Annotated in this window: 10 protein-coding genes; 7 read left to right on the top strand and 3 right to left on the bottom strand. The window is 72.4% G+C overall.

The annotated features are described in order from the left end of the window. Positions 1–51: 51 nt before the first annotated feature. The gene (locus ACRYM6_RS18135) at positions 52–1,509 is read left to right on the top strand and encodes an asparagine synthetase B family protein (RefSeq protein WP_432544284.1); all 1,458 of its coding nucleotides are present in this window, start codon (positions 52–54) and stop codon (positions 1,507–1,509) included. Positions 1,510–1,511: 2 nt separating this feature from the next. On the opposite strand, the gene ACRYM6_RS18130 is transcribed toward ACRYM6_RS18135, so the two are convergent. Further along, positions 1,512–2,642 carry a hypothetical protein gene (locus ACRYM6_RS18130; protein ID WP_432544283.1) on the bottom strand — a complete coding sequence of 377 codons (1,131 nt, stop codon included), beginning with the start codon at positions 2,640–2,642 and terminating at the stop codon, positions 1,512–1,514. Between the two features lie 339 nt (positions 2,643–2,981). Between ACRYM6_RS18130 and ACRYM6_RS18125 the strand changes: the two genes are divergently transcribed. From ACRYM6_RS18125 to ACRYM6_RS18115, 3 genes are all read left to right on the top strand, one after another. Beyond that, the gene (locus ACRYM6_RS18125; RefSeq protein WP_432544282.1) at positions 2,982–4,085 is read left to right on the top strand and encodes a DUF4124 domain-containing protein; all 1,104 of its coding nucleotides are present in this window, start codon (positions 2,982–2,984) and stop codon (positions 4,083–4,085) included. 105 nt (positions 4,086–4,190) lie between these two features. After that, the gene (locus ACRYM6_RS18120) at positions 4,191–4,733 is read left to right on the top strand and encodes a serine acetyltransferase (protein WP_432544281.1); all 543 of its coding nucleotides are present in this window, start codon (positions 4,191–4,193) and stop codon (positions 4,731–4,733) included. Between the two features lie 105 nt (positions 4,734–4,838). Further along, positions 4,839–5,894, top strand: coding sequence for an acyltransferase family protein (locus ACRYM6_RS18115; RefSeq protein ID WP_432544280.1), 1,056 nt, complete (start codon positions 4,839–4,841; stop codon positions 5,892–5,894). Between the two features lie 51 nt (positions 5,895–5,945). Here the strand turns inward: ACRYM6_RS18115 and ACRYM6_RS18110 are convergent, their stop codons facing one another. Both ACRYM6_RS18110 and ACRYM6_RS18105 read right to left on the bottom strand, forming a co-directional pair. Then, positions 5,946–7,472 carry an MOP flippase family protein gene (locus ACRYM6_RS18110; protein WP_432544279.1) on the bottom strand — a complete coding sequence of 509 codons (1,527 nt, stop codon included), beginning with the start codon at positions 7,470–7,472 and terminating at the stop codon, positions 5,946–5,948. An 8-nt stretch (positions 7,473–7,480) separates the two neighbouring features. Next, positions 7,481–8,755, bottom strand: coding sequence for a polysaccharide pyruvyl transferase family protein (locus ACRYM6_RS18105; RefSeq protein WP_432544278.1), 1,275 nt, complete (start codon positions 8,753–8,755; stop codon positions 7,481–7,483). Between the two features lie 221 nt (positions 8,756–8,976). On the opposite strand from ACRYM6_RS18105, the gene ACRYM6_RS18100 reads away from it, so the two are divergent. The 3 genes from ACRYM6_RS18100 to ACRYM6_RS18090 form a co-directional block, all read left to right on the top strand. Continuing rightward, complete coding sequence (locus ACRYM6_RS18100; protein WP_432544277.1) at positions 8,977–10,596, top strand: dolichyl-phosphate-mannose--protein mannosyltransferase; 1,620 nt, start codon at positions 8,977–8,979, stop codon at positions 10,594–10,596. 29 nt (positions 10,597–10,625) lie between these two features. Then, the gene (locus ACRYM6_RS18095; RefSeq protein ID WP_432544276.1) at positions 10,626–11,486 is read left to right on the top strand and encodes a beta-1,6-N-acetylglucosaminyltransferase; all 861 of its coding nucleotides are present in this window, start codon (positions 10,626–10,628) and stop codon (positions 11,484–11,486) included. A 305-nt stretch (positions 11,487–11,791) separates the two neighbouring features. Next, a partial coding sequence (locus tag ACRYM6_RS18090) for an NPCBM/NEW2 domain-containing protein (RefSeq protein WP_432544275.1) occupies positions 11,792–14,018 on the top strand: 2,227 nt, incomplete at its 3' end.

Raw genomic sequence — 14,018 nt, 5'->3', positions numbered from 1 at the left:
CCGTCCGGCCGGGGCAGACACGCCGCGTAACACGCTGTTAACGTCCGCTCCGTGGAGCTCTACGACCAGTTCGTCCTGTCGCGGGGCGCGCGCCCCCACCCCGACGGCTGGGCGGGGCGGACCAGCGGCCCGTGGGTCCTGGCCACCAGTCCGACGCTACCCGTGACCCCGCTGCACGACGCAGCGGGCGACGTCGCCGGGTGGTTGTTGGGGTGGGTCCTCGCACCGGGCGGTGAACTGCTCCACGAGCGGGAGGCCCTGCCGCTGGACGCCGTCGTCGGCGCCGACGGCGACGTGGAGGATCGGCTCTACCGGTACTCCGGTCGGTGGGTGTGCGTCCTGCTGGGCGAACGGCCCCGGGTGCACCTGGACCCGGCGGGGTCGCTCGCCGCCGTCTACTCCGAGCAGGAGCAGACCCTGGCCTCCACCACCACCGCCCTCTCCTTCGGTGACCGCGCCCTGAGCGACCGCCACGCACACCGCACCCTGGGTTCAGGCCAGTACCACCCGGCCGGCGTCACCAGCGACCCCAAGACGCGGCGCCTGCTGCCCAACCACCGCTTGGACCTCAGCACCTGGGAGGCGGAACGGCACTGGCCGCCTAGCCCCGTGCAACGCGTCGACGCGACCGACGCGGCGGCGTTGCAGGCCCGCCAGGACACGATCGCCGCGGGCCTGCGGGAGCACGTCGAAGCCCTCGCCGCCCGGTACCGGCTCGTGCTGCCGCTGACCGCGGGTCGCGACAGCCGGATGCTCATGGCTGCGGCCCATCGCGTGCTGGACCGGTGCACCTTCGCCGTGTTCGCCTACACCGACGAGCGCCGCGCCGACGTCGCCTACGCCCGCGAGGTGGCGCGGCGCTACGGCCTGCAGCTGCGCGTGCTGCCGCTGCACGAGGTCGACGACGCCGCGGCGCGCGCGTACCTCGAACGCGTCGGCTACGACGCGAACGAGGGCAAAGCCGGTGACTTCGACCTCGCGGCCCGGACCCTGCCGATGGACCACGCCTGGGTGACCGGGTTCGCGGGGGAGGTCGGTCGCGGGGCGTACTGGAAGGCCACGGTCATCCCGCCGCACCCCACCGCCGACGAGCTCCTCGCCCTGATCCGGCTCCCCCCCGACCCCGCGCATCGCGACGCCCTGGCCGCGTGGCAGGCGCAGGCACCGCACCAGGACGTGTACGAACTGCTCGACCTGGCCTACCTGGAGCACCGCGTGGGGTGCTGGGCCAGTCCTCAGCTCTACGGGGCGGCCCCGTTCGCCGTGAGCACGATGCCCGTCAACCAGCGCTCCGTCTTCACCGCGATGATGGAACTGCCGCCGCCGCTGCGCGTGCGGCAACGGCCCCAGCCGCCGGCGATCCGGATCAACTGGCCCGAGCTGGCGGACCTGCCCTACGAGCGGGCCCCGGGTCCGCGGGGCTGGCCGGACGCGCTCCGCACCGGGGCCGCGGCCGCGCGTGCGCGCCTGGCCCTGCGCACCCGGGCCGGGCGTCTGCTGCGCCGCTGAGGTCAGCTCCGCGGGGACTCGGACTTCGTCGGGCTGGAGCTCGTCGAGCGGGACGTCGACGGGCTGGGCTTCGGTTCGGGCTTGCCCCAGTCCTCGGGCAGGACCTCCAGCTGGTCCCAGGGGAAGTCCGCGAGCACCCGGTAGGGCGGGACGCCGTCCATCTGCTCGTCCCAGAAGTCCGGGTCGTCGGCCACCGGCTGCCCGATCTGGGCGCCGACGTTCACGGCACCGGCCTGGTCGGTGACGATGAACCCGTACTCCTGGGCCGCCCTCGCGATCATGGCGGCGAGGGGGGTGAGCCCCAGCGCGTCCACGTCCACGTCGGCGGGCAGCCGAAGCCGGATGCCCTCGGGCAGCGCGTGCTCGTCGTCGTTGTTGCCGTCGCTGCGCTGGGCGGGCCAGCTGACGCGGTCCCAGCGCGCGGGCGAGAGGATCGCCAGCCCCAGGGCGTGGTCGATGCGGCCCCGCCGCGCGTCCTCGACCCACACCGTTCCCGCAGACATCGCCAGTCCGCTGGCGCTGGCGCCGAACCCGCCGCGGAAGTAGCCACGGCTCTTCGAGGCGTCGTCGATGCGCCCGCCCCAGCACGCGGCCCAGCCCTCGTCGGTGCGCTCGACGCGCCAGAACTCCCACAACCGGTCGGTGGCGGGCGAGTAGATCGTCAGCTGCCCGTCGCTGCCCGGTGAGGGCCGGGCGTCGTCGGGGATCGGGACATCGGTGAACTGACCGTCCTCGCCGAGCAGCCCGTCGGGGGTCCAGTCCTTCTTCTGGCAGTTCGTCCACGCGACGTCGACGGTGGACTGATCGGCGTCCACCGTGTACCAGCTGGCCGTGAACTTGTCGACGTTGAAGGAGGCGACGCCTCCCCAGTGCTCGTCGACCTGCTCGACCAGACCCTCGACCATCTCGGCGGAGTCTTCGGCCACGGGGGCGTCCCGGACGCTGGTGCGCCACACGCTGCGCGGACCGAAGGGGTAGTCCGCCGCGACGCCGGGGAGGCCGGGCTCCTGCGCCGGTTCGTCACGGGTGAGGCGGTGGATCATGAGGCCGGCGGCCAGCACCGCGGTCACGACCGCCGCGACGAGCACGAGGAGCCTCCTGCGCTTCCGGCGGGGGGCGGTGGCTGTGCTCACGGTCCTCCTCGGGTCGGGGGGCGGCGACCGGGACCGACCGGGGCGCCGCGGAAGTCACCCCCCGTGCCCGGACTGGGCCGGGCGAGCCCCGGACGGCGTAGTCCCGCGCCAGTAGACCACGGACGGTGAGCGTCACCGGACGGGTGAACGGGTGACGCCCGGTCGTGCGCAGGACGTGCATCGGCTACGGACCGTGCACCTCGCTGCGGTGCGCAACTTCCGTACGGGTGACGGTGCGGGGGAATGGCGGACTCCCGCTCGAGTCGCCGCTCCCCGGACCGATCTCTGGAGTGCACACCGGAGCGCAGCAGCGCCCACCCCGATGCCGAGGAGCTCCCGATGTCCCGCACGTACCGCCGCCTGGCCGCGGCACTCGCCGCCACGGCCGTCCTGGCCGGCGGTGCCGTGACGACCGGCGCATCCGCCGAAGCGGCCGGCGTGCAGCTCTCCCGCGGTGAGCGGCAGCTCTCCCCCATGGCCGGTCAGAACCTCCTCACCGACTTCCGCGGCCCCGCCGGGACTCCGTTCAGCTCGGTCAGCGTCTGGAAGCAGGACATCAGCGATGCCCCGATGCACCCCAACTCCGCTGCGATGGTGGGCAACGTCGCCGCCCAGGCCGCGAAGTACTACGGTGGGGTCGCCGCGTTCAACGCATACCGCTACAACACGAGCGTCTACACCGTCCCCGCGAGCACCCCCCGGGTGGACGTGCGCTGGCACAACTGCCAGAAGAAGAACTACACGCCCCGTGGGCTCATCGACGCGGGGGGCCAGTTCACACAGGTCCCGATCCCCGCGGGTGCCGTCCCGTCCCCCGGGACCGACGGTGAGCTGACGATCTACTCCCCCGCCACCGACCAGTTGTGGGAGTTCTGGCAGGCCAAGAAGGTGGACGGCACCTGGCAGGCGTGCTGGGGCGGTCGCATCGACCGCGTGTCCAGCGACCCGGGGTACTTCTCGAACGGTTTCGGCGCCAGCGCCAGCGGCCTGGCCATCGTCGGCGGGACGATCGGCATCAAGGAGGTCCAAGCCGGTCGCATCGACCACGCCCTCGCCCTGGCCATCCCCGCACCGGGCAACTGGGACGAGCTCAGCTGGCCGGCCCAGCGCAGCGACGGTTACGACAAGTCCGCGGCCCGGGTGCCGGAGGGCACCCGTCTGCGCCTGGACCCCCGCATCGACGTGGACAAGCTGAAGCTCACCCCGATCGCGAAGATGGTGGCCCGGGCCGCGCAGCAGTACGGGTTCATCGTCACCGACAAGGCCGGCTGCGTCGCGGTGACCGCCGAGAGCCCAGCCGCCACCATCGCGGCCACCGGTGTGGACCCTTGGAAGGAACTCATGCGGGGCAAGCCCGACTACCGCATCATGGAGAACTTCCCGTGGGGATCCCTGCAGGCGCTGCCCAAGGACTGGGGGAAGCCCGCTTCGCCGAAGAGGTGACGGCCTCACCGCGGCGGACCTGACGGTCGGTGACTCCGCCCCGGACGCACGGTAGCCTCCGCCTCGACGTCTGTTTCGAACCGGACATCCAGCGGGAGGACCTCAGTGAGCGGATCGTGGTGGCGTGAGTGGCTCGACCTGACCCGGAGCGACCTGCCGCTGAACCGTCCCTCCAAGGAGTCCATCGCGACGATGGCGATCTGGCGGTTCGGGCAGGTCCTGCACGAGCGCCCTGGAGCGGCCGCCTTCGCGCTGCGTCGGGTTCACGGGATCGTCGACCAGCTCTGGGTGCGCAACACGATCGGCGCCGAACTCCCGCGCAGCGTCGTCGTGGGGCCGGGGATGAAGCTGCCGCACGCCGGGCGCGGTGTCATCGTGCACCCGGATGCGCGCATCGGCGCCGGGGTGACGCTGCACCACCGGGTGACGATCGGGGTCCGCAGCAGCGCCCGTCCCCCGCACATCGCCGACGGCGTCTACCTCGGTGCGGGGGCGGCCGTGCTGGGGCCCGTCGACCTGGGGACCGGCTGCAAGATCGGGGCCAACGCGGTCGTGGTGAAGGACGTGGCGGCCGGCGCCACCGTGGTCTCGCCACCGGTGCGGGTGCTGGAACGCCCGGCCGCGCAGGTCGAGGCCACCGGGTCGTGAACGACCACCGCCGATGTCGCGGCGGGCGCGAACTGCTGCTGAGGGGTTGAACGCAACCACGCGGCGTGTAGATTTTGCCTCCCCGACCCGCTCCCAGGAGGTTTGGTGACCCCGACAGGCGCTCGCTCCCGTCTCGACTGGGTCGACACGGCCCGCGGCGCGAGCATCCTGCTGGTGGTGATGTACCACGCGGGGCTCTTCGCGGCGTCCGTCGGACTGACGTCGAACCCCTGGAACCTGGTCAACGGAGCCGCGCAGGTGTTGCGCATGCCGCTGTTCTTCTTCCTCTCCGGCCTGCTGGCGACCCGAGCGGTCGAGCGGCCGTGGAGGATCCTGCTCCGGGGACGGATCGGCACGAACCTGTACCTCTACGTGCTGTGGGCGAGCGCCGCGTTCCTGCTCTTCACGTTGATCCCCTACGGGCGCGAGGGCGCCCCGCGCGGTCCGTGGCACTGGGTGGAGTCCACGTTCCTGCTGCCCGAGAACGGCACGTGGTACCTGCTGACCCTGGCCCTGTTCATTGTGACCGCCAGGCTGCTGCGGGCGGTGCCCACGACGGCGCTCCTGGGTGTGGCTGCGGTCGTGTCGACGGTCGCCGGGACAGGCCTGGTCGAGGACAGCTTCGTCTGGAACAACTGCCTCGTCCTCTTCGTCTTCTTCGCCGCCGGTGTCCGGTTGCCCTCGGCCACCCTCAGGACCAGCACGACCCTCGGCCGCCCACGGGTGGCGCTACCTCTCGTCGTGGTCGTGGGCGGCGCGTCGCTCCTGGCCGCGCACCGGGGGTGGATGGACGTCGCCGGGGTGCGGACCCTCCTCGGCGCGGCCGCCGTCGTCACAGGGATCGCCGTCTCCGTCCTCATCGCCCGCACCGCCGCCGGACGGCTCCTGGCCCGGCTGGGACGCGACACGCTCGCCGTCTACGTGACGCACGAGATGCTGCTCGCCGTCCTCGTCCTCCCGCTGGCGGGGCTGGCCGGGTCGTCCTGGACCGACGCCGCCCGCTGGGCGGCGCCCGTGATCCTGATCGTCGCCGGTACCGCTGCCGCCGTGGCGCTGCGCGGACCGCTCTCCCAGGTGCCCTGGGTGCTGAGGACTCCCGGGCGGTCCACGGTGCCCACCTCGAGCACGTCGACACCGGCCAGCGCGGTGGTCGACGCCTGACCTCTCCGCCCGAGGTCGCCCCGCACGCCCGGGGGGTCTCGCGCCGTGGCCTCAGCCGTGGCGGCGCCGGACCAGCCGCACAGTCTCCAGCAACCGGGCGCGTTGCAGCAGCAGCGACCCGGCGAAGTAGGTGAGGACGCCCAGCACCACCTGGGCGACGACGGTTCCGACCGACGTGGCGTCCCAGCCCAGCAGACGCGGCAGGAACCAGACCAGCAGTCCCATCACGGCGGCGGTCAGCACGGTCGGGACGGCCCCGCGCAAGGTGGCGGCGACCCGCAGCCCGACGACCCGGCCGGAGACGTGCAGGGCGATCGGTGCCATCAACCATGACTTGGCCAGAACGCCCCAGGCGACGCCGACGATTCCCCAGTGCAGACCGGCGGCCATGGTGGCCACCCCCACCACGGACCCGATGACCCCCATGACGAACATCGTCGTCGTGCGCCCCTGCGACTGGTAGAGCCACCCCACGCTGGTGCTCACGCACTGCGGGACACCGGCGATGCAGAGGACCTGCAGGACCGGGACCACTGCTGTCCACTGGTCCCCCCACAGCAGCGGGACGAGCCCCTCCGCGGTGGCGGCCAACCCCACGAGCACGGGGATGGTCACGAAGTTGATGGTCCCCAGGGAGCGCAGGTACATCGACCGGACGCGCGGGTGATCGTCGCGGACCGCGGCCAGGGCGGGGAACATCACCCGGCCCAGGGTCCCGGTGATCTGCGTGACGGGCAGCAGCATGAGGTTGTAGCCGCGCCCGTACAGGCCGAGGGGACCGGCGCCGAGGAACCGCCCGATGAGCAGGTTGTCGGCGTTGCGGCCCCAGTAGTTCACGATGTTGAACCCGAGCATGCCCCCCGAGAAGCGCCACAGCTCCCGCAGGCTCGCTCGGTCGATGAAGTGGCGAGGCCGCCAGCGCACCACGCAGAACAGCACGATCGAGGTGAGCGCTGTCGACACCAGCGGGCCCAGCACCAGCGCGAACGTTCCCGCCCCCATCAACGCCGCCGCCACGGTGGTGACGTGTCCCGCGAAGGCCGCGGACAGGTCGACCACCGCGATCGTCCGGAAGCGCAACCGACGCTGCAGCAGCGAGTAGTGCACCACACCGAGAGCGAGGGTGAAGGCCAGGGCGACGAACGGCATGAGGCTCGTCATCTGCGGGGCGTCGAAGAACACCGCGATGAGCGGTGAGATGGCCCACATGATCCCGGCGTACAGCAGCCCGGCGATGACGTTGATCCAGAAGACCGTCGACAGGTCCCGCTCGCTGGGGGAACGCTGGTGGACCAGCGCCGCCCCGAGCCCCATCTCGAAGAACAGCGTCGCGAAACCCGTCACGACGTAGATGCTCGCCAGCAGACCGAAGTCCTCCGGCGCCAGCAGCCGGGCCAGCACCAGACCGACGAGGAACTGCAGCCCCTGCGTGCCGAGCTTGCTCATCCCGGCCCACTTGGCTCCCGAGACGACGGCGCCCTTCATCGACCCCGAGGTGTCCACCGTCGCGGCCGCGGCGGCCGCCGTACTGCGGTCGTCGCTGGCGGCGACCGCCTCCTCGCCCGTGGTCGAGCGCACGCCGGGCTTCACGCGGACCGCCGGTCCACGACGCCGGCCACCAGCGGACCGACCGCTTCAGCTCCCGCCGCCATCGGCGGCACCGCGGCGGCCACCAGCTTGCGCAGCCGGGGAGCGTCGTCGAGCAGCGCCAGCACGCGCTCGCTCAGGATCCCCGGGGTGACGTCGTCGATCTCGACGGACCACTCCGAGAGACCCATCTGCCCCCACACCTCGGTCGTCTTGTACTCGTAGGCGACCGTCAGCGTCGGCACCCCGGCGCACACGGCGCTGATCGCGCCGTGCAGCCGCGTCGACAGCATCGCGTCGAAACCGGCGAGGACGTCGATGAGCTCCTCCGGGTGGTGCGCGGCGCGGTCGACGACGACGTGCTCGCGCACGTCCGCGGGCAGTCCCTCCACGACCCGTACGGCGAAGGCGGAGTCGTCGCGCACGTACTCCGGCCGCCCCTGGCAGGTGGAGACGAACGTGACCTCGGCGCCACGCTCGCGCACCGCGCTCACCACCGCCGCACGCAGGGAGTCGGCGTAGTCGGCCATGCCGCGCTCGCGGTCCTTGTCGCGGAAGTGCGCCCACTCCCGAACGCTCACGGCCAGCCGTGGCGGGTGCGCGGTGTCGGGACGGTCGCCGCTCTCCAGGAGGCCGGGCCGAGCCAGCACGAAGACGATGTCCGGCACCACCCGGCAACGTCCTGGGTCCGCACCCACCTCGACGACGTGCCGGAACGAGCGCTCGTCACGCAGCAGCACCAGGTCCGCCGCTGCGAGGACGGGCCGTAGCCCTTCGCGGTTCTCCTGCTTGCGGAAGGGACCGGCCGACTGGGGGAAGAAGGCGAGCGGCTTGCGCAGCCGGCGCGCCACGTCGAGGTCGAAAACCTTGTCCCCGAGGGCGTAGTTGTCCGTCAGCGACGTACCGCCGGTGTAGGTCAGCACGTCCGCAGCGGCCATCGTCGCCAGCGCCTCGGCGGCGGCGGGCGGAACGACTGCACGGGCGAGCGCGGGCAGGCCCCGAGCGTGCAGGGAGGCAGCGGCCTTGACGCGCGCGCACGCCGCGCGGTGCAGCAGACGGGACGCGCGGGCGGGCAGACGAGCCCCTTCGCGCGGGGCAGCGGGCGCGAGGAAGGGCACGAAAGTGATGTCGGGCAGATAGCGCGAGGCGACGACCGCATCGGTGTCCGACGCCGTCACGCGGGCCCCGGGCCACTGTCGGAGGAGGACCTCGCGCTGAGCGACGAGGATGGCGGCGTCGCCGCCGTTGAGCGAGACGCATCCGAGGATGTGCACGTGCATCCGAGGTGACTGCCTTCCGTCCGTGGTTGACCCCGCCACCCGGTGGGGACGGTGGACCGACCTCGTGGACCGGACGGACGGCATTGTCACCCCTGGTCGGCGGAGTCATGTAACCGCACGTGCACGTCCGACGGCAAGCAGCCACCAGCTCGACCCAACCGCCACCGGTGCCCCGCGTCCACGGCCGTCAGGAGGACCGGACCTACGATGCCGAGGTGAGTCTCGCGCACCGCCCCCCGGCCGCGTCCGAGCCAGGAGTGCGTGAGCGCCTGCTCGGCGGCTCCTCGGAGATCACCGGGGAGTCGTGGCGCCGGGCGTGGCTGCCGCTCCTGCTGGTCACCGCGATCGGCGGGTTCCTGCGCTTCTTCCAGCTCGGCCGTCCCCACCAGCTGGTCTTCGACGAGACCTACTACGTGAAGCAGGCCTACTCGCTGCTGCTGCACGGGGTGGAGTTGCGCAACGACGCCGGGATCGAGAAGCCCGACGAGCTGTTCACGCGGGGCACGCCGGACGTCTTCGGCACCACGGGCGACTTCGTCGTCCACCCGCCGGTGGGCAAGTGGATGATCGCCGTCGGGCAGTGGCTGTTCGGGATCGACTCCTCCTTCGGGTGGCGGTTCTCCGCCGCGGTGGTCGGGACGCTGTCGATCCTGCTGATCGGCCGGATCGCGAGGCGGATGTTCCGCTCGACGCTGCTGGGAGTCGCCGCCGCGATCCTGCTGGCCGTCGACGGCCAGCACTTCGTGGAGAGCCGCACGAGCCTGCTCGACGTCTTCCTCATGTGGTGGGTGCTGGTGGCCTTCGCGCTGCTGCTGATCGACCGCGACCACGCCCGGGAGCGGCTGGCCCGGGCGGTCGCGCAGCACGGGGCGGGCGGCCTGGGGCCGCGGATCGGCTTCCGCGGCTGGCGGCTGGCCGCGGGGGTCAGCCTGGGCCTGGCCTGCGGGGTGAAGTGGTCGGGGATCTACGTGCTCGCGGTCTTCGGCCTGCTGACCGTCCTGTGGGACGCCGGGGCCCGGCGCGCTATCGGCGTGCGGCCCTGGTTCGCGGCGGCGGTGTGGCGCGACGGCGTCGGCGCCTTCCTCGCACTCGTCCCTGTCGCGGTCGTCACCTACGTCGCGACGTGGGCGGGCTGGTTCCGCAGCGACGTTGGCTGGGACCGGCAGTGGGGGGCCCAGCACCCCTCGCAGGGGCTCGGCGGGTACGTCCCCGACGCCCTGCGCAGCCTGTGGCACTACCACCAGCAGGCCTACTCCTTCCACGTCGGCCTGGACTCCCCCCACCCCTACTCGGCCAACCCGTGGTCGTGGCTGGTGCAGGGTCGCCCGACGTCGTTCTTCTACGAGTCCAAGACGCGGGGCGTGGAGGGGTGCGCGGTCGCGGATTGCTCGAAGGCGATCACCTCGCTGGGGACGCCAGTCCTGTGGTGGGCGGGGCTGCTCGCCTTGGGGGTCGTGCTGTTCTGCTGGGCCTTCCGGCGGGACTGGCGAGCCGGGGCGGTCCTCGCCGGGTACGCCGGGGCGTACCTCCCCTGGTTCCAGTACCAGCACCGCACGATCTTCACCTTCTACGCCGTCGTCCTCGTCCCCTTCGTGGTGCTGGCCGTCGTGTACGTGCTCGGCCTGCTGCTGGGGCCCGATCCGAGCGCAGCCGTGCTGCGCAGCGGCGTCCAGGTCGAGACGGCGTTGTGGCGCCGGCGCGCGGGTGCTGCGGCGGCCGGGACCGTGGTGGTGCTGTGCGTGGCGTGCTTCGCGTTCTTCTGGCCGGTCTACACCGCGCAGGTGATCCCCTACGAGAGCTGGTCGCGGAGGATGTGGCTGCCCAGCTGGATCTGAGCGAGCGGTGGCGTGCCAGGATCGCGTCCATGCAGGTGACCTACCTGGTCCTGGCCCACCACGCGCCGCAGCAGCTGGCCTCCTTGCTGCGGTTGCTGCTCGTCGAGGGTGACCGCGCCGTCGTGCACGTCGACGCGGGCTCCGACGAGACCCCATTCCGGCGCGCAGTCGTGGACCTCGGAGCCGCGGTCACCTTCACCGGCGAACGCCACCGGGTGCGCTGGGGCGGGTTCGGAGTGGTCGCCGCGACCCTGACGGCCCTGCGGCAGGCGGTGCGCTCCGCACCCGGCGACCACTACGTGCTGCTCAGCGGCGCCGACCTGCCGATCAAGCCGATCGCGGCCCTGCACGACGAGCTGACCGGTGGGCAGGTACGGATGAACTGCTGGCCGATGCCCGACGAGCGGCGCGGCAAGCCCATGTCACGGCTGGACCGGTGGCACCACGCGCCGAAGGACAGGCACAGCCGGCTGGCCTCGCGGGTCAACCGGCTCCTGCAGCGGCTGCCGGCGCGGGACCTGGCGCCGCTGGGCGGGGCCCGGCCGCACGCGGGGTCGCAGTGGTGGTCGATGCCGCACGGGTGCGCCGAGGAGGTGCTCGACTTCGTGGACCGCTCGCCGCGCTTCGTGCGCTTCTTCCACCACGTGCAGGTGCCGGACGAGATGTTCTTCCAGACCGTCGTCAAGGCCCTGCCCACCGAGTGGGAGCTGCGCCCCAACCTCACTTACACGCGCTGGACGTCCTCGGGCCGGCTGAGCCCGGACACCCTCGGCGCCGCCGACGTGCCCGCCCTGGCGGGCGTCGAGGCGTTCTTCGCCCGGAAGTTCGACCTCGACGCCGAGCCGGACGTGCTCGAGCAGGTGCGCGATCACCTCCTCGTCCCCCGCTGACCCCCAGGGCGGGGCGTGACGGGGATCCCCGTCGGCGTGAGCGTGGATCGGGTCCGACGTCACTCTGCGCGAGGACCTCCGGCGGTCCCGGTGGCGTTCGGGGGCCTCGTCACGCTGGGCGACGACTACGGCTCACCCGAAGGGGAGGACCGGCGGGACGACGTCCCGCGGTCCCGGTGGACGGCGAGTGACATCGGTCGTGTGAAACGCCGCACCCGGGTGAAACCCCGACCCGGGGTTGAAGGCGGCTGTGTGGAGGACCCGATGGGTCCGGTGTCGAAGAGAACTCGTCACCAGGAGCCCACGTGATCCGCAAGCGCCTCGCCGCCGCCGTCCTGCTCGCCACCGCCTGCACCCTCCCCAGCGCCACCGGCGCTGCGGCGGTCACGACGACGACCAGCACGACCGGCGCCGTCGCGCCCGCGTCCGTGAAGGCCGGCATGCCCGCCGGCGGCGTCTTCAGCGCCGGGACCGCGTGGAAGCTCGACGTGAGCGACGCCCCCATGCACCCCAACTCCACCGGTATGGTGAGCACCGTCGCCGCGCAGACCGCCCAGTACTACGGCGGTGTCGCCGCGTTCAACGCCTACCAGTACAGCACCAGTTTCTACACCGTCCCCGCGAACCAGCCCCGGGTCGACGTGAAGTGGAACAATTGCCAGGGCAAGGGTTCCACGCCTCCCGGCCTGCTGGGCGAGGGCGGGCAGTTCACCCAGGTCCCGATCCCTGCCGATGCCGTGCCCGCCAAGGGGACCGACAGCCAGCTCTCGATCTACTCCCCCTCCACCGACCAGCTCTGGGAGTTCTGGGTCACCAAGAAGGTGGACGGTGCGTGGACGGCGTGCTGGGGCGGGCGCATCGACGACGTCTCCAAGAGCCACGGGTACTTCCCCGCCAGCTTCGGCGCCAGCGCCAGCGGCCTCTCCGTGTCCGGCGGCACCATCGGGATCGAGGACGTGCGGTCCGGCGTCATCGACCACGCCCTCGCCCTGCATCTCCCGGCTCCCGGCCAGGCCGACGAGTTCAGCTACCCGGCCCAGCGCAGCGACGGATTCGACACCTCCGCCAACCGCGTCCCCGAGGGGACGCGCCTGCGCCTGGACCCCAGCATCGACGTGGACTCCCTGGGCCTCACGCGGATCGGGAAGATGGTCGCCAAGGCCGCGCAGAAGTACGGGTTCATCGTCACCGACAAGGCCGGCTGCACCGCCGTCGTCGCCGAGAGCCCCGCCGCCGAGATCGCCGCCACCGGCGTGGACCCGTGGAAGGCCCTCATGGGCAGCACCCCCAGCTACTCCATCATGAAGAACTTCCCCTGGTCTTCCCTGCAGGCCCTGCCCAAGGACCACGGCAAGCCCGAGGTTCTCGACGGCGCCGACGGCGGGGTGTGGACCGACCACGCCCCCGACGGCGTGAACGTGACCTACGTCTCCGACACCGCGTTCACCACCGTGCGCAACGGGTGGGGCCCGGTCGAGAAGGACCGCAGCAACGGCGACATCGCCGCCGGCGACGGCCGCGCGCTCAAGATCGGCGCCATCACCTACGCCAAGGGGCTCGGGGTGCATGCCGGGTCCGAGATCGTCGTCCCGACCGGCGGCGCCACGACCTTCACCGCGAAGGTCGGCATCGACAACGAGGTGGGCGCGAGCGGTTCGGTCGTCTTCCAGGTCTGGAACGGCGCCACGAAGCTCGCCGACAGCGGCGTCGTGCGCGGCGGTCAGGTCGCCAAGCCGCTGAGCGTCGACGTCTCCGGGGCCTCGACGATCCGCCTCGTCGTCACCGACGCCGGCAACGGGAAGACCGGCGACCACGCCGACTGGGCCGATGCCCGGCTCCTCACGCCCACCGGCGCACCCGTCGGCACGCCCACCACCGCGCCCACCACCGCACCCACCACCGCACCCACCGCGATCACCTACGCCTCCGACACCGCCTACCGCGTCGTGCGCAACGGCTGGGGCCCGGCCGAGGCCGACCGCAGCAACAACGAGCTGAGCGGCACCGACGGCGGCACGTTGACCGTGGCCGGGCAGGCCTTCGCCAAGGGCTTCGGCGTGCACGCGGCCTCCGAGATCGTCGTCCCGACCGGCGGGGCCACCACGTTCAGCGCCGAGGTCGGCATCGACGACGAGGTGCTCCCCCGCGGGACGGCCGCGTTCCAGGTCTGGAACGGGCAGACCCTGCTGGCGGAGACCTCCGTCATCCGGGCCGGCTCCACCGCGCGCAAGCTCACCGTCGACGTCTCCGGCGCGAGCGAGATCCGCCTGGTCGTCACCGACGGCGGTGACGGCGCCTCCGGCGACCACGCCGACTGGGGCGACGCGAAGCTGATCGGCCCGGCGACCGGCTCGACCGGCTCCACCAGCTCCACCGGTGATGCGGTCGTGGTGCCCACCACCGCACCCACCACCGCACCCACCACCGCACCCACCACCGCACCCACCACCGCACCCACCACCGCACCCACCACCGCACCCACCACCGCACCCACCACCGCACCCACCACCGCACCCACCACCGCACCCACCA

Source organism: Kineococcus rugosus, assembly GCF_050871975.1.
Taxonomy (GTDB): Bacteria; Actinomycetota; Actinomycetes; order Actinomycetales; family Kineococcaceae; genus Kineococcus.
This window is presented reverse-complemented; position numbering and strand designations above follow the sequence as displayed.